This is a genomic window from Synechococcus sp. ROS8604, from assembly GCF_014279655.1.
Classification (GTDB): domain Bacteria; phylum Cyanobacteriota; class Cyanobacteriia; order PCC-6307; family Cyanobiaceae; genus Synechococcus_C.
Genome location: NZ_CP047946.1, coordinates 2475228 through 2497512 on the forward strand (window position 1 = coordinate 2475228; position 22285 = coordinate 2497512).

The 22285-nt window shown below is 48.7% G+C and carries 22 protein-coding genes and 1 pseudogene; 16 read left to right on the top strand and 7 right to left on the bottom strand.

Translation table 11 applies throughout. The annotated features are described in order from the left end of the window. Positions 1-85 precede the first annotated feature (85 nt). From sufR to SynROS8604_RS13470, 8 genes are all read left to right on the top strand, one after another. Positions 86-727, top strand: a complete 642-nt coding sequence (gene sufR / locus SynROS8604_RS13435) for an iron-sulfur cluster biosynthesis transcriptional regulator SufR (RefSeq protein WP_186544363.1) — start codon at positions 86-88, stop codon at positions 725-727. A gap of 3 nt (positions 728-730) precedes the next feature. Beyond that, on the top strand, positions 731-1162 hold the full coding sequence (locus tag SynROS8604_RS13440) for a hypothetical protein (protein ID WP_186544364.1): 432 nt from the start codon (positions 731-733) through the stop codon (positions 1160-1162). Further along, positions 1159-1770, top strand: a complete 612-nt coding sequence (locus SynROS8604_RS13445) for a phycobiliprotein lyase (RefSeq protein ID WP_186544365.1) — start codon at positions 1159-1161, stop codon at positions 1768-1770. The genes SynROS8604_RS13440 and SynROS8604_RS13445 overlap by 4 nt, the downstream gene beginning before the upstream one ends. A 104-nt stretch (positions 1771-1874) precedes the next feature. Next, positions 1875-2633, top strand: a complete 759-nt coding sequence (locus tag SynROS8604_RS13450; RefSeq protein ID WP_186544366.1) for a phycobilisome rod-core linker polypeptide — start codon at positions 1875-1877, stop codon at positions 2631-2633. 202 nt (positions 2634-2835) lie between these two features. Further along, positions 2836-3921, top strand: a complete 1086-nt coding sequence (locus SynROS8604_RS13455) for a DUF4912 domain-containing protein (RefSeq protein ID WP_186544367.1) — start codon at positions 2836-2838, stop codon at positions 3919-3921. Continuing rightward, positions 3912-4106, top strand: a complete 195-nt coding sequence (locus SynROS8604_RS13460; RefSeq protein ID WP_038014540.1) for a hypothetical protein — start codon at positions 3912-3914, stop codon at positions 4104-4106. The genes SynROS8604_RS13455 and SynROS8604_RS13460 overlap by 10 nt, the downstream gene beginning before the upstream one ends. Before the next feature lie 37 nt (positions 4107-4143). Next, positions 4144-5580, top strand: coding sequence for a phosphatidylserine/phosphatidylglycerophosphate/cardiolipin synthase family protein (locus SynROS8604_RS13465; protein ID WP_186544368.1), 1437 nt, complete (start codon positions 4144-4146; stop codon positions 5578-5580). Further along, entirely contained in the window at positions 5492-6601 is a 1110-nt protein-coding gene (locus tag SynROS8604_RS13470) for a hypothetical protein (RefSeq protein WP_186544369.1), read from the top strand. Before SynROS8604_RS13465 ends, SynROS8604_RS13470 begins: the two co-directional genes overlap by 89 nt. A gap of 173 nt (positions 6602-6774) precedes the next feature. Here the strand turns inward: SynROS8604_RS13470 and SynROS8604_RS13475 are convergent, their stop codons facing one another. Further along, positions 6775-7416: a hypothetical protein gene (locus tag SynROS8604_RS13475; RefSeq protein ID WP_186544370.1), complete on the bottom strand. Its 642-nt coding sequence runs from the start codon at positions 7414-7416 to the stop codon at positions 6775-6777. 115 nt (positions 7417-7531) lie between these two features. Here SynROS8604_RS13475 and SynROS8604_RS13480 point away from each other — a divergent pair, with 115 nt between their 5' ends. Together SynROS8604_RS13480 and SynROS8604_RS13485 are read left to right on the top strand one after the other, a co-directional pair. Continuing rightward, positions 7532-7996 (top strand): hypothetical protein, encoded by a 465-nt coding sequence (locus SynROS8604_RS13480; RefSeq protein ID WP_186544371.1) that lies wholly within the window; start codon positions 7532-7534, stop codon positions 7994-7996. 76 nt (positions 7997-8072) lie between these two features. Further along, positions 8073-8408 carry a tetratricopeptide repeat protein gene (locus SynROS8604_RS13485; protein WP_255445075.1) on the top strand — a complete coding sequence of 112 codons (336 nt, stop codon included), beginning with the start codon at positions 8073-8075 and terminating at the stop codon, positions 8406-8408. 619 nt (positions 8409-9027) lie between these two features. Here the strand turns inward: SynROS8604_RS13485 and SynROS8604_RS13490 are convergent. After that, positions 9028-9435: a hypothetical protein gene (locus tag SynROS8604_RS13490; protein ID WP_186544373.1), complete on the bottom strand. Its 408-nt coding sequence runs from the start codon at positions 9433-9435 to the stop codon at positions 9028-9030. Between the two features lie 282 nt (positions 9436-9717). Next, positions 9718-10407: a hypothetical protein gene (locus SynROS8604_RS13495; RefSeq protein WP_186544374.1), complete on the bottom strand. Its 690-nt coding sequence runs from the start codon at positions 10405-10407 to the stop codon at positions 9718-9720. A gap of 305 nt (positions 10408-10712) precedes the next feature. On the opposite strand from SynROS8604_RS13495, the gene SynROS8604_RS13500 reads away from it, so the two are divergent. From SynROS8604_RS13500 to SynROS8604_RS13510, 3 genes are all read left to right on the top strand, one after another. After that, the gene (locus tag SynROS8604_RS13500; protein WP_186544375.1) at positions 10713-11177 is read left to right on the top strand and encodes a hypothetical protein; all 465 of its coding nucleotides are present in this window, start codon (positions 10713-10715) and stop codon (positions 11175-11177) included. A gap of 958 nt (positions 11178-12135) precedes the next feature. Next, a complete protein-coding gene (locus SynROS8604_RS13505) occupies positions 12136-12717 on the top strand; it encodes a hypothetical protein (protein ID WP_186544376.1) in 582 nt (193 codons plus the stop codon). A gap of 97 nt (positions 12718-12814) precedes the next feature. Further along, positions 12815-13273, top strand: a complete 459-nt coding sequence (locus tag SynROS8604_RS13510; protein WP_186544377.1) for a hypothetical protein — start codon at positions 12815-12817, stop codon at positions 13271-13273. On the opposite strand, the gene SynROS8604_RS13515 is transcribed toward SynROS8604_RS13510, so the two are convergent. Beyond that, the gene (locus tag SynROS8604_RS13515) at positions 13274-14290 is read right to left on the bottom strand and encodes a site-specific integrase (protein WP_186545992.1); all 1017 of its coding nucleotides are present in this window, start codon (positions 14288-14290) and stop codon (positions 13274-13276) included. A gap of 224 nt (positions 14291-14514) precedes the next feature. Here SynROS8604_RS13515 and SynROS8604_RS13520 point away from each other — a divergent pair. Continuing rightward, a pseudogene (locus SynROS8604_RS13520) lies at positions 14515-14790 on the top strand (phospholipase D-like domain-containing protein); the annotation flags it as partial. Between the two features lie 20 nt (positions 14791-14810). Here the strand turns inward: SynROS8604_RS13520 and SynROS8604_RS13525 are convergent. Further along, on the bottom strand, positions 14811-16247 hold the full coding sequence (locus tag SynROS8604_RS13525; RefSeq protein ID WP_186544378.1) for an MFS transporter: 1437 nt from the start codon (positions 16245-16247) through the stop codon (positions 14811-14813). 84 nt (positions 16248-16331) lie between these two features. Between SynROS8604_RS13525 and SynROS8604_RS13530 the strand changes: the two genes are divergently transcribed. Together SynROS8604_RS13530 and SynROS8604_RS13535 are read left to right on the top strand one after the other, a co-directional pair. Then, entirely contained in the window at positions 16332-16742 is a 411-nt protein-coding gene (locus tag SynROS8604_RS13530) for a hypothetical protein (RefSeq protein ID WP_186544379.1), read from the top strand. 175 nt (positions 16743-16917) lie between these two features. After that, a complete protein-coding gene (locus SynROS8604_RS13535) occupies positions 16918-18576 on the top strand; it encodes an alpha-D-glucose phosphate-specific phosphoglucomutase (RefSeq protein ID WP_186544380.1) in 1659 nt (552 codons plus the stop codon). A gap of 17 nt (positions 18577-18593) precedes the next feature. Here SynROS8604_RS13535 and SynROS8604_RS13540 read toward each other — a convergent pair whose 3' ends face one another. Further along, positions 18594-18875, bottom strand: a complete 282-nt coding sequence (locus SynROS8604_RS13540; RefSeq protein WP_186544381.1) for a hypothetical protein — start codon at positions 18873-18875, stop codon at positions 18594-18596. Then, entirely contained in the window at positions 18872-22285 is a 3414-nt protein-coding gene (locus SynROS8604_RS13545; RefSeq protein ID WP_186544382.1) for an efflux RND transporter permease subunit, read from the bottom strand. Before SynROS8604_RS13545 ends, SynROS8604_RS13540 begins: the two co-directional genes overlap by 4 nt.

A 22285-nucleotide genomic window follows, 5' to 3' on the forward strand; every position in this document is an offset into this window, starting at 1 on the left:
GTCGTTAACCCTGTCGAAGGCGACGGCGGATTCACACGCCGATTCCAGCCTTCCCGTGGCATGGTGAGTTCAACAGCTTCATCCCATGGGAGCTCAGGCTCAGGCCCCGACCCGCGAGACCACACTCACCTTGCTTCTCCGGCAGGGCGAAACCAGTGCGGCGAAATTGGCACAGACGTTGGGAATTTCTGTGCAAGCCATGCGCCGGCATCTGCGCAGTCTTGAGGACGAAGAACTCGTGGAGGCCAGTCCCACGCCAGCCGGCCCTGGGCGTCCATCCAACCTGTGGAGACTCACAGCGAAAGGGCACCAGCACTTCCCTGACGGCAGCGAGAACTTCGCCTTAGGTCTGCTGGAGTCCATGGCAGCGACCTTGTCACCGGAGGTGATGGCTGATCTCCTCCGCCAGCAAGCTCTGGAGAAAGCCACCCTCTATCGCAAACAGCTGGGGAATGCACCGCTCGAAGAGAGAGTCCGCGCGCTGGTGAATCTCCGCCTCAAGGAGGGTTACGTCAGCGACATTCAGCCAGCCCCCACGGGTCCAGGTTGGTGCATCAGTGAATTTCACTGCTCAGTTCAAAGAATTGCCGAGGAGTATCCAGCGGTCTGTGATCAAGAGCTGCAGCTGATCAGGCACACCTTTCCCGACTGTCTCGTCGAGCGCGTGCACTGGCGCCTGGAATCAGGACATTCCTGTGGATTCAGCATCGCCCCCAAGCAGGACTAACCCATGCCTGAACAGCCGACCTTTAGTGCAGGCCCCTTGTCTCGATCTGATGCCGAGCGGATTGAAGCCACGTTGCTTCCCAACCTCGATCGCCACCACCTTCGCCTCTTGGCCCACTGCCTACGCAGCTTTCAAGCCATCGCAGATCCGCGTCAATCAGGCCCCCTTCCAGACCGACGCACGCTCGAGCAATGGCTGTTGCAGCAGCCACAATTTTTGGACGAACCCCAGTTTCGCGACTTACTTCTCAACCAATTTTTAGCGGCAGCGCAGCAGCTCGAAGATCTCGCCAAACAACAAGATCTCTCTCCGCTGGAACTCAACCTGGAAGCGCTCATTGAGGCCAGCACCAGGGCGAGCAAAGCCAGGCTCGAGGGGCCGCACAACCACCCTTCGAACTGCGATCATCCAATACAGGTGTCATCCCCCTCATGACCTCGGCCATTCCCAACGCTGTCCATTTCTTTCAACAGAGTTGCGGTCGTTGGCGATCGCAACGCAGTGTTCATCACCTGTTGCACCGACGAGCAGAGGCGGGTGGATCCCTCATCGTTGTGGAAGATCTCGATCAGGACGACCAACGCCTGCAAACACTGGCTGAACAACACGGCCACTCCCCGGGGAGCATTGCAGGAGGCAGCTTTGTGCGTTGGAGCGCCTCGATGGCCTGGGATCAAAACGGCGACGCCCATGACGGCGAAACAATCTTTGGTCTCATCCCAGATGGCGATGACGGACGCAGCGGCACCCTGCTTCGAGATTTGGGCTACGCCGAAAAAGCACCGGCCACCTCGACCTTCCAAATGGATCAACAGGACGGTCTCATCCTGTGCACCAGCTACGAGACCATGAACGTCTGGGAGCGCTTCTGGTTCACCAGCCCGAACGTAAGGCTGCGATCCAGCACGGTGGAAGGGCTTTCCAACAACGCCTCCTTTTGCATGGAAACGCGCTTAAGCGACGACAGCGTGGACATTACAGAGGCACCAGCAGGGGCCAAGGACGCGTCATTGCGACCCCTTTCAGCCCCATTCGGCTGGTAAAAACAGACCGCGGTAACTATTACGGACTGTGAGTGCTGACCGGAGAGGAAGAGGTGCACCGGACTCTTCTTCTACGATCACAAACGAAGGATGTTGAAGTTTGCGTGGCCATTCCTCTGTTGCAGTACGCACCGATCACCCAAAATTCAAGGGTGGCGGCGCTACGGGTCGCATCCGAAGAGGTGCCACGGGCCTATTCCATGGACATCGCCATGGATGCGGACAATTTGAAGTCCGTGATTGAAGGGGCTTACAGGCAGATTTATTTCCACGCCTTCAAGTCCGATCGGGACGTGAATCTGGAATCCCAGCTCCGAGACGGTCAGATCACTGTCCGCGATTTCGTTCGTGGCCTCTGCCTCTCAGACACCTTCCAGAGAAGTTTTTATGGCTTCAACAGCAACTACAAGGTGGTTCGCCATCTCGTAGAAAAGCTTTTGGGCCGGAAGACAAGCGGCAAATCAGAAGAGATCGCCTGGTCGATCGTGATTGCCACCAAAGGCGTGACCGGGATGGTTGATGCGCTGCTCGACAGTGAGGAATATCTCGACTCCTTTGGCTACGACACAGTCCCTTATCAGCGCAACCGCGTGCTCCCCGGACGAGAGCTAGGAGACACACCGTTCAACATCACCAGTCCTCGCTACGACGAGTACTACCGCGGAATTCTTGGGTTCCCCCAATTCATCTACACCGGCACGGTCAAATCGATCCCGGCCCGCGCCAAGATCAAGCGCGGCGGCTTCCCCGAGGACTACCTGCCTTGGGTCCGTGGTCTTTCTGGCGCTCGCGGGGCCGCTCCCAGCGGGAGTGCCGATATCGATTACATCTCCAAGGTTCCTTACCGCAGCATCGGTCGCTGAATCACGCAAAAGCATTGCGAAAACTAAGAAAGTCGAGGGGGCCATCAGGCCCCTTTTTTGTGAGTCCAGTGCGTGGGAGCAGCCAACTGAGACCTTAAGAGCAGGGGTCTGGAGTCAGAAGATGCTGACCACAGCAATGAAAGATGTCTGAAAAATGGAAGTTGGCTGCAAACTGATCCCGAAGAAACTCGGTTGGTTGTCCGTGACGCAAGCCCTCTCATCTCTAGCTCGCCTGACGCTGCGTCAGCTCCGCCAGATGGCAAGTGATCTGGGGGTCACCCTCTACAGCCGAAAGAGCAAGGAGGATCTTGTTGGCGCTATCGCCGAGCGCCAGGATCGCCGCGATGGCGACCTCGAAGCCATGGAGGCAGAGCTGCATGCTCCCTCCATGCCCGAAGCAACGACCCGGGTCGTTTTCCTGCCGAGAGATCCCCAGTGGGCCTACGTTTTTTGGGAAATATCCGATAGCGATCGACGGCAAGCTCAATCAGAAGGAGCCGCCTTCCTATGCCTGCGTCTCGCCGATGTAACCGGACTCGCGAACGGTTCATCTCACCCCCATACGCTCCAAGAAGTGCCGGTTGATAGCCACAGCACTGAGTGGTATTTGCCCGTACCTCTTTGCGATCGCGACTACCGCGTTGAACTTGGATACAAGTCTGAGAACAAGTGGATCTCCCTGGCCTTCTCTTCTGTGGCAAGGGTTCCAGCCCTCCACCCAAGCGATCAAATTCTTGATCAGTTTGTCCCCTTCAGCCTGGATGCCACACCCGCTGCAGCTCCCGTGCAGCCGATGACCATGCCTGGGGCTGATCCAGAACCAACGGACAGCAAGTTGCACGAACGTCTATATCAAAGCGCCACGACCCACTTCCGCAGTCGCCGCGTTGGCTCCGAGATCCTTCACGAAAGCGATTCGATGGGTTCCGATCAGCGTGGACTCAACGATTCGGGAGTTGGCCTGTGGGCCAGCGGACGCAATGAGTCCGGCCTGGGTGGAGTCGCTCCCCGTCAGCGCTCGTTTTGGCTCGTTGCCGATGCGGAACTAATCGTTTACGGCGCAACAGATCCATCGGCACGCCTCACCATTGGCAAAGAAGATGTGCCCCTTTCGAGCGACGGCACCTTCCGCATTCAGGTGCCATTCCGCGATGGTGAGCAGGTCTATGCCATCGAAGCCACGGCTGCTGATGGCGAACAGAAGCGCAATATCACCCTCAATTTTGAGCGTGTAACACCGGAAGACAACAGCAATCCCGCTAGCGAAGCACGCGCTGAGTGGTTCTGATTCTGAACTCCTCAATGCTGCGTTGGTTTGTTGCGATCACTCCCCTAGCAGGGGCCATGGCTTTCCCAATCCTTGTGCCGATCACCATGGCGAAAGTGGGGATCGGCGCCGGTGTAGGTGTCGCGCTCGTTTTGAGCACTCTTTGGTTTGTCGCCATGTTGCGGACATCTGAGATGCCGCACTGAGGGTGGAACCCTCAGTCTGAGAAGCGAACATTCCCTTTTGAATCGATCACAACACAGGCTTCCTGTACGTAAGCTGATCGTATCGATTGCTTTTGGCCTCCTAGCAAGTGGTTGCAGCCGAGCTGGTGTTGTGCTCGGACAGAGGCCCATCGATCTGGCCTTACCCAATGGGATCGATGTCGGGTTTAACCACCGCGGGGGCCGTCGCTATCGAAGTCCCTTAAGCGGAGAATGGAGAAATGGCGACAATCTCGAGCAGATGCTGATTAATGCGATTCAGTCTGCAGACGAAGAAATTTTAGTGGCGGTCCAAGAGCTCTCCCTACCGCAGATTGCCCAGAGTCTTGTTGCCGCAGCCCGCCGAGGGGTGAACATCAAAGTCATTTTAGAAAACAACTACAGCACCCCATGGAGCCAAGCTCATGAGCTCGATCTCAGTCGTCATGGACGCCAAAGACTCAGGCGCTTAAAAGCTCTGGCTGATCGAGACCAAAACGGTGTTGTGAGTCCACAAGAAGAACGAGAGAGCGACGCGCTACTCATCCTTCGAAACGGACGAATTGCTTGGATTGATGACACCGAAGACGGCAGCAAAGGCAGTGGTCTGATGCACCACAAGTTTGTCATCATCGATGCTGAACGCGTGATCACTGGCAGCGCCAACTTCACCAATTCCGGAATCCATGGTGATGCTGGAGCCACACAAACTCGCGGCAATGTAAATCACCTGATCAACATTCAAAGTCCAGCTCTGGCATCTATTTTTAAAGAAGAGTTTGCTCAGATGTGGGGAGATGGCCCTGGCGGCTCGAAAAATAGTCGCTTTGGACGCAATAAAACTTCCCAGCCTCTGCGGACCGTCAAGGTGGGCTCCATGAACATCAAAGTGCTGTTTCCACCCCATGCAAAAACACATCCAGGACATGGCCTTGATCTGATTGCGGGTCAACTAGGCAGCGCCAAACAAACGATTGACCTTGCCTTATTCGTGTTCTCCGCGCAGCAGCTCACCAACAAACTTGCCGACAGGGTCTCCGCTGGCGTGAAGCTGCGGCTGCTTGCTGACCCTGGATTTGCCAGCCGGTCCTTTTCAGAAGTGCTTGATCTTCTCGGAGTGGCCCTGCCCGATCGCTTCTGCAAATTAGAGGCAGGCAATCAACCCTTAACCAAACCACTCCAAGGCGTCGGCACCCCTGGCCTTGCCCGTGGCGACAAACTCCACCACAAGTTCGCGGTGATCGATAACAAAACCGTGATCACCGGCAGCTTCAACTGGTCTCCATCTGCTGCCCATACCAATGACGAAACCTTGATAGTCATTCATTCACCCCTGCTCGCCAAACACTTCACGCGCGAGATGGATCGGATGTGGAGAGGTGCAGAACTTGGGATCACCGCTCGGATGCAGCGCAAGCTCGATCGACAAACAAGAAAATGCGGGAGCGGAATGGCTACGGGAGTGGCTTCTGGGTAATTATCCACAAAATCTTGCAAACCTGGATGCCCGACTGCCTGAAGTGAATCACAACAAAAAGCGATACACACTCGAAGATGCGGTGATGATAAAATTCCTAGAAAATAGAAATCAAAAGATGAACATCTCGCCTCAAATGCAAAAGAAGATAGACAAGATAAGCGAGTATCTCAAAGCGAACGAATGCACCCTTGAAAAGGGGGCCGGTGGTTTTATATACATAAAGAACAAGAATGACAGGAAACTAATAAGCAAGGTTTACTTGTGGACCGGAAAACTATCGGAAGTGTCGTGGGTGGCTTTCTTCTTTGCGCCAATCGTAGCCGCACAGATCAAGTGTTGGGCATACTTTTATGCCTGCACTATTGGGTATTTTATTATCTCATTAATTGGAGCAGTAATTAAATTAGCCCCAGAAGAAACTCGCATAACAGTCGTGTCATCCTTCAGCTTTCTGGACCTAGCAATTCCATTGATCTGGGCGCGATCCTTTCCCTTCTACCGCCTAAGTGCAATTAAAGAGGGCGTGAAGGAGAACTCTAGATTTTTGTCGATCCTTATCGGACTATTGCTGACATTAATAGCAGCCATTCCGTCATACGCAGTCAACTTTGCTTTCGATGAATACAGAATGCACTCCTCTGTAATATCTTGCGAACACAAGGCAAACAGTGAAGATGGTTGGACACTATTTTGCACAGACCATCAAAGTAATTCTTCGATGCAATGTGACCCTAATCCTGCCAGTGCAAAGCCAGGTATTTGCAAAGATGCACAAAAGCTCAATCTTCTGAAGCCTCATACATGGGGAGTGCTTATTGCACCATCTACGGATACTTTTGGCAAGACTCCCAATACACAAGAAACTTGCATTATCAAAAAAAATCAACCAAATATTTACGTTACTGGGACATATATTGGCTTAAATTCAAAGACTTATGTCATGGGAACAAGCGCGGTAGGGGACCATTGCTCAGCGGATTGGGAGATAAGCAAAGTCAAACCTGATCCCTATCATTAATTAAGGCCGTTTATATTTTTTTTGTATCTCAATGAAAGCGCTTTGACAGTCCAAGAGCGTCACCACCTGGGCTGAAAACGCTGCAAGAACGGATTAATCAGGTCCTGGAAAGCAGTTGAAAGTTCACTGATCAATCAGGGGCAACAGATCCCTTACAACGCTCCTATCGAAAATCAGCGAATAACACTATCGTGGTCGAACAGTGAAATAAGCCTGACATAATTCGGAATCTGCAGCGTCACGACACGACCAGAGCAATATGCGCTTCTTTTTGACTGAGATTGAGAAGTATAGCTTTCAGGAGAATTATCATCCACACTTGAAATTTTTCCCGACAGATTAAAAAGGAACGGAGAGTCTTGTTTTCTTGGAGCGGTGTAAATCCAAAACTTGCGAACTAATTCAACACTAATATTATTCTTGATAGAGCTTATTTGCATAGCTCCTTTAGAAAGAAGCCGATCTAAGTCGCCCTCCAAAATCTCAGCGGGCTCATTATGATTTGCATTCATAAAGGCAACTTTATCCTCACAAGAGCTTTGTATGACAGCAGATTCGTCGCTACTTCCATCCTTAAAAGCATAGTGCTGACCAGCCTCAATGGTCTTATCAGCTTCGTACCACAAAACTTTTCCCGCTCCACCCATGAAGCCAAAAACACCCTCCATCTGTCTATCCAATTCACTCGCTCGGGACGGATGAATAAACTCAAGTATTATAAATCTTTTATGAAAACCAGAAAAGAGGAAACCCCCACAAGCAGCGACAAAAAGAATAGCTAAGAAAAGCCAAAATTTCTCCTTAAAGCGACCCATCTTTTATAAAAAAGAAAAACTCGAAATCGAAGCCTAACACCAAACAAGCCAAAATCCTGATTACGAGCATCACAGATGAAACAATCAACACAGAAAATACGTAGTAAATTCTTTCATGCTGAATAAAGCTCTAACACTTGTCCTTGCTGCCTGTTATTTATTTTCCCAAGAGGTCCATGCAAAAGAGGTATTATCTGATGATAACTTTGTGCAAAGCAATGCAAAGCTAGCAAGCGGCTTTCTAAGAAATAGTTTTGGCAACAAGGAAAAGCAAATCAAGAAAGATTGCCAATCGAAAAGTTGCGATATCATCAGCAAAAGGCTAACAATTCATATTGCATCGAACTTGGAATTGAAGGATACAATGTCTGAGCCAATGACTGAGAACGACCATACAATATTCAATAACGCTATAAAGCTGCTAAATAAAGGTAATCTCAAGGAAGTGCTCAGAATAGCCAATGAAGAAGGGAATGCATACACGAGAAGCAAACTTTACATGGCTTTGGTAATGAGGTCCTTCAAACAAAAAAAACTGGAAACAATCCTTCAACATTATAGAAAAGATATTAGAGAGTAAAAACAAAAAAAAGGTCACCAACCAACTAAGGATTGAGGGGAATACTATTGCTACTATCAATTCACTTTGGGCAAAAGTGTACGCAATGCGCGTCGGAATAAACCTCAAATTAGGTAATAATATAGCATCTATGAATGACATCAATAAAGCAATCCGACTTGACCCAAATGACCATTGGTTCTATAATTTGCGAGGGGGTATACATATGGAATCAGGAAATTACAAAGAAGCGCTGAATGACATCAATAAAGCAATCCGACTTGACCCAAATGACTATACGTCCTATCATATCAGGCGAGGGATTATACATATAGACTCAGGAAATTACAAAGAAGCGCTGAATGATTTAAATGAAGCCATTCGCATCAACCCAAGCTTTTCCGCTAGATACGAAACACACCCTTTTTTTTAAACTACAAACTTGGCAATTACAAAGCGGAACTAAAAGACCTCAATAGATATATCCAGCTGAAACCAAATAACGGACTATCATATTCGAAAAGAGCAGAAATCAGAAAACAATTCAAAGACTTTAATGGAGCATGTGCAGACATTGAGATTGCTCAAAATCTTGGGGTCCAGATTAATACCAGAGAATTCAGCTCAAGATGGAAATTTCTACCGAGCAACCTTACCGGCAATAGTGGAGATGATTGGGCATGGTGCAAAAATATTAACCGCAACTAAACCAGGATAAGCCGAATAGAAAGAAAAAATATATTGGCACAATACACAAGATATGTTGCGCAACATCCATCCATAGGTCGTTATCCTAGTGCAAAACCTGCAATAAACAACACTTACAACCGTCTATTATGAAGTCGAAATGATTAAAAGACCGAATACATCGTAAAAGCGTGGAGACTTACATAATTGATCAAGTCTTTGAATGATGTAAAAATGAAATGGAAAGAATTCAAGCTGTTAACAAAAAGAGTCGTCTAAGACACCTCAAATGACCTGCAGGAGAGTTGTGATTGAATGCATACAAAGACTACCTAAGATGGAAACCTCATGGACCTTTTCTTTCCCTAATCAGGGGTAGCAGACTCCATCACCGCTTCCATCTGCTCTTGTGTGAACGGGGCGTCAGGAAGGTATTCGTTGATCAGACCTTGTACGTCATCCCATTTCGGATAGCAGACATCTCTTGCTGCCAGTACGTCATCCCAAGTGAAGGTCTCCTTCCCTTGATGCTCACGATATTCGCAAGAGCAGGTTGCCCTGGTTTGGAGTGCCAGCACCAAAGCAAATGTTTCTGGTTCCTTCGCTCGTTGTGGGTTCTGGCGGGTTTCGTTATCTAAAAACTTGCCAAGATAATATTCACAGTAACGGTTCCACTCATCACGATTGGGAACTGATTTAGGAACCAGTTCTTCTGCTGTTGAAGGAAGTGCTGCTGCCAGCAGAAGCGGGATCAGCAGGAGATGCCTGAACACTGGAGTGACGGTTGATTGATTGACCGATCAAAAACATTGCATAACGCAAAGAACATTTAATCAAATTTAGTTTAAAGACAAGCAAGACCACACAGCATTAAAATACACACGTTTAATCCTATGAAAAAACATTTAGCACATGGAAGCAATATTGGACATTTAAATAAAATTCAGATCACCAAAATTAGTTTCCATGATTTACTCTCAAAACAACAGCACAGCAGAAATCCTTTGAATCGTGCAAAGACTTAATCAATCAGAAATATTTCCATGAAAACTGATTTAAAATTCTGAAGAGTTGGTTCTTACATTATCAAGTATAGAAATTGTATAAGGTGTTGGCTTTGCCCATATACCGGCAAGAAAACTCCAACATGTGTATTTTGAACAATACTTAGTGTATGTATAGGGAGGAGATACATGATAGACAGTGTCCCCTTCTATCATCTCATATTTTTCTCGAATTGCCTCCAAAAATGCTCTTCTCTGAGAAGGATCTGGGATTGCAAAGTCAACACTGCTTGCCATATATCCGGAAGGAGAACGAGCATTTTCTCGAAATTGAACACTATCCGGATTCATTTTTATGCCTCCGACAGTATAATTGCAGTCTATATCACTTAACCTCTTCACTTCTCCTGAAACAAATGGTTCAGGATTTGAGTAATTAATACCATTTCCAAGGCAACTAAATCGTTCCCTCCACTCAGGAATGCTGGTCAATTCATCCCAGCGAAGATCCCCAACAATTCGCATATATCCATCGCTTCTAGGTTTTGAAATTTGTCTCTTAGTACTAATAATTGGTTGATTCGATTTATCACTATTACTAGAGGAACTAGATTTTACGTTGTCACCACTCAGGAATGCTTCAGCATAATCGTCTTGACTGCAACCAGCAGTCAAAGCGACAGAAATAAGTATCAAGAAGAACTTCGCTTTCATCTCACCAGCGAAAATATTGATTACCATAACATGAATACCAAAGTATATCCAACCAAGAATGCTTGGAACCCAAGTGATGATCTCTCATCACAATTGTCTTGAATATTGACCCTGCTTTTAGTGTGATCATGGAGTTCTTCTTTGTGTTAAGTCAGAGTAAAGATTGATCTATACACTGCTATGCGACGCCATATCGACCACCTGGACTTTCATCAGAATGTCATTTAGACTACTATCAATGGTCCTGTCAAAACGTTCAAAAGCGAAATAGACGTGAATCTCCAATTATCTCTCTAAGAACAATGAAAACGAAAACTCATTGAAGTCAACAAATGTTTCTTATTCCTCTATTTATTTTAAATATAATGATATGGGATTTCATCCAAACCAATCCACTTGAAAATCTTTTTTCGAGTGTAGAGGCAAATAAACAAACACCTAGTATATCTCTGAGTCCATTTATTCCAGAAAGCAAATGGGATCAATGGCATGAGATTGGACATTATAAGAATATACGTGTCTATTCAACCAAGATAATGGCGAAACTAGTTTCTCGCAGTATCAATACCGAGGAAGATCCCGAAAAAGTTGTCTATCAGATTCAACTTGAAGGGACAGATGTTGGAACCTATGAAGTTCATCATTGGTGTAAGTCATCTGGTACCGAAACACTTATATCAATTGAACATCAATTGTATTCAGAATCTCCTATAACCACCAACTATAGACATAACTACTTAGAACCAACAATCAACATTTTATCAAAAAGATTTTGTAGTTCTCATCTGACCCTTTGACTCATGCCAGGAGTCCAATTGAAGGGCACTGACGACTAGAAAAACGAAACTCTCCTGCTTCTAAGTGAATCAATTAAGACCCTTCCAATGGGAGTCAATTGATATAAGTTTCTTGATCTTCTTTTCTCTTTGTTTTTTTTGATATGCCTTTTCCATTCGTTTGGCAGTATTCTCTTCTTCAATCTTACAAAACTCTTTAAAGGTCAACATGTCTCTTTAACTCCTTATTGGGATATTTAATAAACCATTCGTTTGCATTCTCTAACGACCACTCTAAAAACTTTTGAGCAGAACCAAACTGACTCACGAATACTTGCTTTCTCTCCAACTTCCAAATCAAATCTCTGACGCTTCTGTTGACGTCTACTCTTGGTTGCATAGGAACTCTCCTAGGTATGTGCTAAATAGTTTTGGGTTAACCGATAACCCTAGTGGGTAATTGATAGTTGAATACTCATCTATTGGTTTGGCGAGATGCATTGGCAATCAGACGTTTGATCAATTTGGATTTGCTCATTCCTGTTCTATCTTGTAAATCTTGTACTAAAGGCATCAACGAACAATATTCCTTGTAATTCAAGTAAACCTGTATAGAGAACCGTCTCTGCTTCATGCTGACTGCCTTAAGAAACTGTTGATGTGCTTTATAGGTTAAATCGTTGATATCTCAAGAGAAGTCTGCTTTAAAGGGTTGATTTCGCTACACTCAATCAACTGATCACTTCGTGATCAATCTCTTTAATGAATTCAATTAAACTATATAAAATATAAATTTGAATATAGTATTTTGCTTTCCCTTTGCAAAGTTATCCTAGTCGATTTTAGAGTATTTGTCAACCCCTTAGGTGATATGCATAGAGATAATCTGTCAAACCTTTCCAAGGTTATTTATACATCTTGAGGTTTACAAAATTAGAAAATTGTGCTATGCTTAGGAAGAAAGTTATTCAATATAGGAATGAACATAGAACACAGGTATCTAAATAAAATTTCGGCGCACCTATACAACTTCAGAGATAAAGGCACCACCTACCAACTGCGCTGCCCTTACTGCCAATCAACAGGTAGAACCAAAAAAGGAAAATGCATCACCGATGCCACAGCAAAGGGTTACTTCTACAGCAAGAACGGTTGCCTCAACTTCAAATGCCATAAATGCGGCACCGGTAGACAATTTCACAATTTCCTAAAAGATCATTTTCCCAATGTCTATCTTGATTACGTCAAAGAAAGAGAACTTCATGGCACAACAGGTAAAGGGACCAACTGTCCAACATTTGCAAATGCTCTTGAAAGCATTGGAGGTTTGCAGTTTGAGAAACCAATTTTCAATAAAAACGAAAACGATGACAGCATTAGCACTACTGCAAGAGAGTCATCAGATTCTTCTAAAGAAGAAGGATGCGGCAAACCACCCAAAGTTCAGAAACTGCAACCCATGCGCTCACCTCAGCAGCAATCAGGACACCAGGGACCCATCAACCATCTGATCAAGCAGAAGCATGAGCGTGCTCGTAGACGCAGAGGTGATCTTTGGTGATCAACCCCAGAAGGGGTTGACAAACTAGTAGTACAGGTGTACTGTACGTGTGCCGACAAGGTCGGCGGCAAATCACATAATCAAACGCATAAAAAACATGAGTGACACTTATTGCATTTTTGAGTCAGAAGTACCCCTTGCTCGCACCATAAGCAAGCAAAAATTAGACCAACATCTTCTAGCAGCACCGCACCAGGAGATCCTGACAGAGATCGCAGAAAACTTTCAAGGTGGAATAAACAACCCCAATACAGGATATATTTTTTGCGCTAAAGAGCAACTTTTCTTTGACTCAAAGGAAATCCTGGAAAAAGCGGACGACGACCTTGATTGCTTCTACGAAGACATGTTGGATTTCACTGTAGACGAAAACAAAGTCATTTGGAACGTATGGATAGAAAATACAGAATGCACTATTCCGAAATATACTTCCTGGTTGATCAACAAAGAATTTGGTGCCAATGCCAATGTTTTAGTTGAAGAGCGTTATATGTCACTATACGATTGTTCTAAGAACTACTGCTCAGTGAAACCCTCTACAAAGATTATTTGGTAGTCACCAATTCGGAAGTAGCACTCTCCCGGTTGGTTTGGCATAAGTATTCAGTAATTGTTCAGTCCTATGTCCTGCTACTGCCGCCAAATCTGCAGGTGAATTCCCTAATGCAAGGGCATGGGATAGAAATGTATGTCTTTGTGAATACAAGCGCCTTATAGGCAGTCCTAGACGTCTTAGAGAACGTTTCCATACGTGCTCTAGTCCAGAGTCATACAAATGCCGATGCGTTCTTGGTGTAATGAATACCAATCCACTCTTAGTATTCATTGCCAGTTCTTGCATTCTTAAACGATGCTGCCTCAGCATCTCAACCACCTGAGGATTGATCGGCACGACCCTGCTCTTACCTGTCTTGGTACTGCCCCAAATTCTTCTATGGGTTGCAGTGCCATCTCTCTTTAGTGTCTTACTAATCAAAACCTCACCCTCATCCAATCGAACGGCATCCCAAGTCAATCCAATCAGTTCTGAGTTCCTGAGACCTGTACTCATCCAAAAGAAAAAACAGGGATAGAACCATTCCTCATTTGACTTCAGATCCTCCAACACCTGTTGGATTTCCTTTTTACTGAGCACTTCTTGATGAACACAACGATGAGGCACCTTCACATGGACTTTATGTAGTGCCTTGTTCTTGGGTTGGACACTACGGATGGTGCTCAAAATCGTGGACTGTGTTGATGCTGCAAGTCCTCTCTGCTCCATCCACTCAATAAAAAAATCGACATCCTGCTTGCTCTTAATCGAACAACCAAACCTCAGGACCGTTCGATAGGTATGGGTCACCCTTGCCTGATTCTTTTTTTCCATTAATTGCCTCAACGCCTCTAATAAATCAAGATCCTTTCCATCCACTAGCGGTCGGTAGCGATTCAACGTCGGATCAAGTCCACCTTGATGAGCATCGCTCCAGATCTCTGCTGAAATAGATAGTGCCCTTGCCCTGGCAACAGGGTCATCGAACCTACCCAGACGATTAATGAAATGATCCTTCCCGTCCAGACGGACTCTCACTTGCAAGGCACCATTGTTATTCCTCAGGGTTGGTGCTTTCCTCAAGATCCAGATCCATCACTGAAAACTGGCTTAAAGCTGACCCCTGCCAAAAGCCAATTTCACTTAGTGCTCTGTAGCTTTACTCGATCTCAACCAGTTCAATCAGTGAGACCGGCTTGAACTCTGGCTTTGAGTGCCTGAGCATCCCTGAGAAACCAAACTGAGAGGCACATCTCAAGGATGTCCATCACAAGTTCGCCGTGATCGACAACAAAACAGTGATCACAGGATCCTTCAACTGGTCACCCTCTGCCGCCCACATCAACGACGAAACCCTGCTGGTCATTGAGTCACCACAACTTGCAGCACATTTCACCCGTGAGATGGATCGAATGTGGCGAGGAGCTGAACTGGGGATCACAGCTCGAATGCAGCGCAAGCTCGATCGACAAACAAGAAAATGCGGGAGCGGAGTCCAGCGCAAGGAGACAAGCACCAGCACTGGTGCAAAAGGATAAAACTTGTTTGGCTTTGACGCTTAGTCCAGAGCACCTTGCATGACATCACCAACGCTGAACTGCACATTCTTGCGGAACCCAGCAACATCTAATCGGTGCATTAGCAAAGCCGCCGCGAGGAAGCCGATCATCTGCAAGCCAAAGACACCGCCATAGGCGGCGAACATATCGCCACCATTCCATGTTTTAAACAGCGTAAGAAGCCCACCACCACTGATCGTGGCAATTCCCCGGGAGTAGGCATACAACGCCCCCCAGATCCCGAGCAATAAGCCCACCCTTCCTGGCTCCACAAAGCTAAACATCAACGTGAAGCTTGCATGAATGCAGATTCCAAGCGACACACCAAAAAGGGTTAATGAAAAATACAAACTTTCAAACGACTGCCATGGCGCCGACAGCAACATCAGAGCGAGGGAAATCGAAGCAAAAACCGCCCCAAACTGGGCCGTACGAATGTTGCCAATCCTGTGGACTAACTGAAAACCACTGAGGCCAAGTCCAACAAAAAAGCCCACTGCCAAGAAGGCATTCAGTGCCGTTGTGGCACAGATACTCATGTCAAAGACCGCGGCGCCATAGGGCTCAAGCACCGCGTCATTGAGAAACATGCTGAAGGTGAAAAGGCACAAAGCACCCGTAAATCGTCCGAACTGAGGAATCGATCGCAAACGACCAAGCAATTCAAGCAACGTCAGGGATTCACGCCCGTCCCTGGAGTTGTCTGCCACATCCTGATCGACCACATCTAGAGATTCGGTTTCCTGATTTGGCAGATCAAGTCGCTCCAAACCAAAGACTGACAACACACCAAGACCAAACAGCAGCAGGGGAGTCACCACAATCAGCTGTTCGAGTCCAGCGATGACGGCAGCTTGACCGGCCTCCCAACCACAAGCAGCACCAAAGATCCGATTCACAAGAGCGGTTCCTAACAGAACCCCAAGCAGCCGCATGCCCCAAACCACAGACAACACACGGGGACGCTCGCGGTCCGTCGTGAGATCAACGATCAGAGCAGAGAAGGCCGTTCCCCCCGCCGCAACGGCTGTACCGATGGCGATGGAAATCAAGGTCAGAAGTCCCATCCAGGCAGCAAAGAAAGGCTGCTCTGCTGAGGGCATGGTTCTGGCGAGTTGCAGCACCACCCATCCCGCGCCTCCAAACAGCAACGACAAGGCAAGCGAACTCAACACGATGAAAGGGGTTCGCCGCAATCGCCCCGGAGGGATTCGATCCGAACGATCACCGAACCAAGCCCGGCTGAACCCCATCAGTTGCTGGGCCCCGAAGGCCAGAGCCGTCAATGCAGCAGAGACGCCAATCTCAGTAATCAGGAGACGATTCAGGAGCCCAAGAATGAGAACCCCGAGGATGCCAAGGCTGAGCTGAAACAAGCCCAGACGCAGACCTAGACGCACGACACGCACAACTGACAAGGGCTTGAGCCAATCCATCCATTCACCGAGATGGTACGCACAGCGCAAAGGACGGCTTGGCAGCGTGCGTCCATGCGCTTGTTCTGGCGCCAGAATGCTCCTATGACTTCCCTTATGCCCGCGCGACTCTCGCCACTCCTTGTTGGCTTAGCGATCCTGGCGCCTAGTGCGGTTCGCGCACAATTGAAATACGTAGCGTTTCCGACCAAGGATGAATTGAGGTCCCTGCAGCTACTGGCTTACGCCTGCTCACGGGAAAACACGGTGGACACCTGCACGCGCACGCGTGAAATCGCCAATCCACTGATGGACCATCCACGCCTTCCAGCAGCCTGTAAAGACACGGTGTGGGAGCTGATGCAAGAAGCCAAGCCAGCCACAACCAACAGCTCTCAACGCCGCGACAGCATTGACAGCCCCGCACGCCGGCTCACCGTGGTCTGCGCTGATCCTGAAAAACCCAACAAACCAAGCAATCCATCTTCAGGAGGATCTCCAGCCAATCAAACCTGAAGCAGGATTGGCGCCCTGAGCAAGGGATGCTCACGAAGCGCATGGACAAATTCAGGCTCTTTGTTCAGGGGCCGGGCAACCGAGCTTCCTATCAATAGCTGTGATAACTGGTCTGATCGAGAGCCATGAACCCCCATCAACAGGCTTAGGTTTTGGGGAACGATGCTGCCTCGTCATGACCCCTTCAATGCCGACGGAACCCACCCAGCGGCAGGTGCAACTCGAGGCGCCTTTCACCGACCAAAAGCCAGGCACCTCTGGTCTGCGCAAAAGCAGCCAACAGTTTGAACAGCCCCACTACTTAGAGAGTTTCATCGAAGCCTCCTTCCGTACCCTCCCGGGAATGAAGGGCGGAACCCTGGTGCTCGGAGGAGATGGCCGCTACGGGAACCTCCGCGCCATCGATGTGATCCTGCGCATGGGTGCGGCCCACGGATTGCAGAAAGTGATTGTCACCACAGGCGGCATCCTCTCCACACCTGCCGCTTCAAACCTCATTCGACAACGTCAAGCCATCGGCGGGATCATCCTTTCCGCCAGCCACAACCCCGGTGGCCCTGATGGTGACTTCGGCGTCAAGGTGAACGGAGCCAACGGCGGCCCCACTCCTGCGTCCTTTACGGATGCGGTCTACGACTGCAGCAAAACCCTCACGGGGTATTCGATCGTGGATGCGCCTGCCATCAGCCTTCAGGAGCCAGGACAGCACAGCATCGGTGAGATGCAGGTCGAAGTCATCGATGGCGTCGATGACTTCGTGGCGTTGATGAGGACATTGTTTGACTTCGAGAGCATTAGCGCTCTGATTCGCAACGACTTCCCCTTGGCCTTTGATGCCATGCATGCGGTCACGGGGCCCTATGCCAAAAAATTGCTGGAAGAGGTCTTAGGAGCACCGGCTGGCAGCGTCCGCCATGGGACGCCCTTGGAAGATTTTGGAGGCGGGCATCCCGATCCCAACCTCACCTACGCCCATGAACTCGCCGACCTCCTGATGGAAGGTGATGCCTATCAATTCGGTGCTGCCTGTGATGGCGATGGCGACCGCAACATGATTCTGGGCAGGCGTTGCTTTGTGAACCCAAGCGACAGCCTGGCCGTCCTAACGGCCAACGCCACCCTTGCCCCTGGCTATGCCTCAGGCCTCGCGGGGGTTGCACGGTCCATGCCCACCAGTGCTGCCGTGGATGTGGTGGCCAAAGACTTGGGAATCAAATGCTTTGAGACGCCGACCGGCTGGAAATTCTTCGGGAACCTTCTCGATGCGGGCGACATCACGCTCTGCGGCGAAGAAAGCTTCGGAACAGGCAGCAACCACGTGCGCGAAAAGGATGGGCTGTGGGCCGTCCTGTTTTGGCTCCAGATTTTGGCAAAGCGACGCTGCAGTGTCGCCGAGATCATGAGCGAACATTGGAACCGTTACGGGCGTCACTATTACTCGCGCCATGACTACGAAGCCGTTGCGAGCGACGCAGCGCATGGGCTTTATGACCGCCTGGAAGCCATGCTTCCAAATCTCATCGGTCAACCTTTCGCGGGCCGAACCATCAGTGCCGCTGACAACTTCAGCTACACCGATCCCGTCGACCAATCCGTCACCAAAGGGCAGGGGCTGCGCATCCTGCTGGACGATGGAAGCCGGGTGGTGCTGCGCCTCTCCGGCACAGGGACCAAGGGAGCCACATTGAGGGTGTATCTCGAGAGCTATGTCCCCACCACAGGTGACCTCGCTCAGGATCCCCAAGTCGCACTAGGCGACATGATCCAAGCCATCAATCAGCTCGCAGAGATCACAGAACGCACCGGTATGGAGCGCCCAACCGTGATTACCTGATTGAGATCAGGCGTGGGTTATTTCTTCAGTGACCCACGCCTGCCTCGATGGGCATTGGGATGGCGATACACGGGATCAACAGCTTCTTCCTGGAGTTGACGGGTGGATTCAATGGCAAAACCAGCGAGTCCAGAGGATGCAATCACCATTAAGTAGAACAATCGCAGCCTGGTGAGATCAATCTCAGCCGGGGTGTTCTCAATTAAAACCTTCAAGAAATAGGCAATTGCACAGCCGATTGAGAGTCCAATCGCAATTGCCACCAACACTCTTGAACCACTAAATGTCTTTTTGTTCATGAGTTCAGCTGAGGATCAGAAGCAGGCTTGGCATCGGCCTGACCCAGAAGCGATTTCATCACCACATAAAACACAGGAACAACCAAAGTGGAAAGGAAGGTTGCCACCAAGAGACCACCAAACACCACCAAACCCAAGGAAGATTGACTTTGTGCTCCAGCTCCACTTGCCAACATCAATGGCAAAAATCCTGTGAGGGACGAAATCGCTGTCATCAAAATCGGTCTTAAACGGGATTGAGCAGCAAAGCGAGCAGCTTCAAGGGCCGAAGTGCCCTCTGCCATTTTTTGGTTTGCGAGATCTACAATCAAAATTGCATTACCGCCCGCCAAGCCGATGAGCATCACCAGACCAACTTGAGCATAAATATTGAGGACCTGACCAGCCGCGCCAAGGAACACCAAGGCCCCAAGCAAAGCCGTTGGGACGGTCAACAAAATGATGATTGGATCTGAGTAACTCTCATACTGCGCTGAAAGCACCAAGAACACCGCCAAAATCCCAAGCGCAAAAATCACCACGGCCAAGGACCCAGCCTTCACTTCTTCTCTTGAAATACCAGTCCAGTCAAATCCCAACCCCTGCAGATTGGCATCTTTGAAGATGGTCTTCATCGCTGTAATCGCCTGACCTGAGCTTTTGCCAACGGCAGGTGTTCCATCAATCTTGATCGAACGATAGAGATTGAAGTGAGGGATCACACTTGGGCCATTGGTGGGCTTCACAGTGAAAAACTCTGACAAGGGAATTTGTTCCCCTTTCATGCTCTTCACATAAACAGCTGAAAGCTGCTCAGGAGAAGCCCGATTAACATCATCAGCCTGCACATAGACGCGTCGAACCTTTCCCTCTTGGAAGGTGTCATTGACATAGGCACCACCAAAATTAACGCTGAAAGATTGCATAGCGGAGCCAAAATCAACCCCTAGAGACGCCATCTTCTCGCGATTCACCTTGATTTCGATCTGGGGTGATTCTGGCGAGAACAGTGTGTACACACGATTTAGGATTGGATTGGAATTACCGGCCTGCATGATCTGCCCCGCAGAGCCAAAGAATTGGTTCAATCCATAGGCGCCACTGCTTTGATCCAACAATTGGAATTCAAAACCACCACCAGCGCCATAACCAGGAATCGAAGGAGGCTCCACCACAAACACCCGACCACCATCAATCGACATCAACAATTTTTTGTTCAAGCGTTCAACAATCGCCGCCACAGAGTGCTCACTTCCTTGGCGCTCATCCCAATGCTTCGTTCCAAAGAAGAACAGTCCCTTATTCGGAGCGTTTCCATCCAAACTGGCCCCACTAAACAAGGCGGCAGCAGAAATATCATCTTCAGATCGCAAAACCTCGGCCACCTTGCGGTTGATTGCAAGGGTCGTCTCATTCGAAACACCATCAGGAGCCTGCACAAAACCGATCGCGTAACCCTGGTCTTCGATCGGAACAAATCCTCCTGGGATGCGCGTAAAAGCAAAGCCAGTCAGCAGGATCCCAGCGGCAAGAGCCGTCATCACGATCGGGCGAGCCTTTAGAACCTGATCAAGAATTTTCGAATAGCGCTTTTCAAAACCCGCGTAAAAGCGATTGAAGTGAATAAAGATCTGAGGAATGAACCAGCCAACAACAAGACCAATCAGCGTGAACAAGATCACAGGAATGAGATTGGTCGCCCCCACGAGAATCAAACCCACAACGGCTCCACCCGCAGCTCCAGGCATCCGCAAGGGAATCGATGTGAGCTTCATTGCAACGAAGCCAATCAAGGCACCAACAACCACTGGGATCAGAACCAATCCGGCGCCATTGCCAGCGCTCAAAAGGCCGTAGGCAAAACCAAGAAACACACCAGCTGTGGCGTATTGCTGTTTGCTCAGCGGTTTTGTGTCCTTCTCCAGCAAAAGCGCCGCAAGCATTGGCGAGAACGTCAGGGCGTTGAAGGTTGAGATCCCAATCGAGAACAGGATCGTGGCAGCAAACTGCTTGTAGATCGTTCCTGTTGCTCCGGGAAAAAACAACACAGGAAGGAAAACAGCCATCTTCACCAATGACGTCGCAATCACAGCACTGAAGAGTTCATCCATGGTGGCCATGGCCGCCTGCACAGATGTCATCCCTTCTGCTTTTTTTGCTGAAGTGTCTTCAACCACCGTGATCGCATCGTCAACGACCAAACCCGTTGCAAGAACAAGACCAAACAAGGTGAGCTGATTGAGGGAGAAGCCGAAGGCCAGCACGAGCGCAAACGTACCAATCAAAGCCACAGGGATAGCGATTGCAGGAACGAGCGTTGCTTTCCAGTTCTGAAGGAATAAAAACAGAATCAAGACCACCAGAATCACAGCATCCCGCAGGGAATTGGTTACCCCTTTGATGGACTGGTTGATGAAGTCAGTGGTGTCATAAATCACCTGAGTGTTAAGACCAACAGGAAGCGTCTGTTCAAATGTCTCGATCACCTCCTTCACGCCGTTAGACACCTGAATGGCGTTACTTCCTGAGAGCTGATAAACAGCCACACCAACAGAAGGCGTGCCTTTAAGGTCCATTGCGTCGATCCCGTAGGCCTCTCCGCCCAAGCTCACGCGACCAACGTCTTTAAGCTTGATCAAACCACCAGCATCAGTCGTTTTTAAAATAATATTTTCGAATTCAGCTTCTGTCGTTAAACGTCCCTGCAACTGCACAGTAAATGTGTATTGCTGACCTTCGGGAGCGGGAGAACCTCCGATCTTGCCCGCCGGGATTAACCGATTTTGACTTTGAAGTTGCTGAACAACATCAGTGGACGTAAGCCCATTGGCTGCAAGCTTTTCCGGGTCAAGCCACAACCTAAAGGCAACTTTACGGTTGCCAAAATAAGTAACTTCTCCAACACCAGGAACACGCTTGATATTGTCCGTAAGATTTTTATCTAAATAGCCACTAATTGTTTCAACGCTGTATTCAGTCTTGGAAGGATCCGTATTGACGAAGTTATAAACAAGCAGAATCGAATTTGAGGCTTTGTTTACGGTGACCCCAGCCTTACGAACCTCCTCAGGCAATTGGGGCTCAGCCAACGAAACTCTATTTTGGACATTAACTTGATTAATATTCCCGTCAGTTCCACTATTAAAAGAAACGGAGACAGAGCTCACTCCATCAGACGAGCTGTTGGAGGTAATGAAGTCCATATTCTCCACACCATTGATCTGCTGCTCAAGAACAGTGGTCACACCCTGCTCAACAGAAACAGCGTCAGCTCCTACATAGGTGGCCTGTACCTTGACCGTTGGAGGAGCAATGTCAGGAAGATTCTCAATCGGGAGGATTGGAATTGCGATCAATCCCACAATCACAATCAAAAGACTGCAAACCGTACTAAGAACCGGTCGCGTAATAAAATTATTCGATGCAGACAT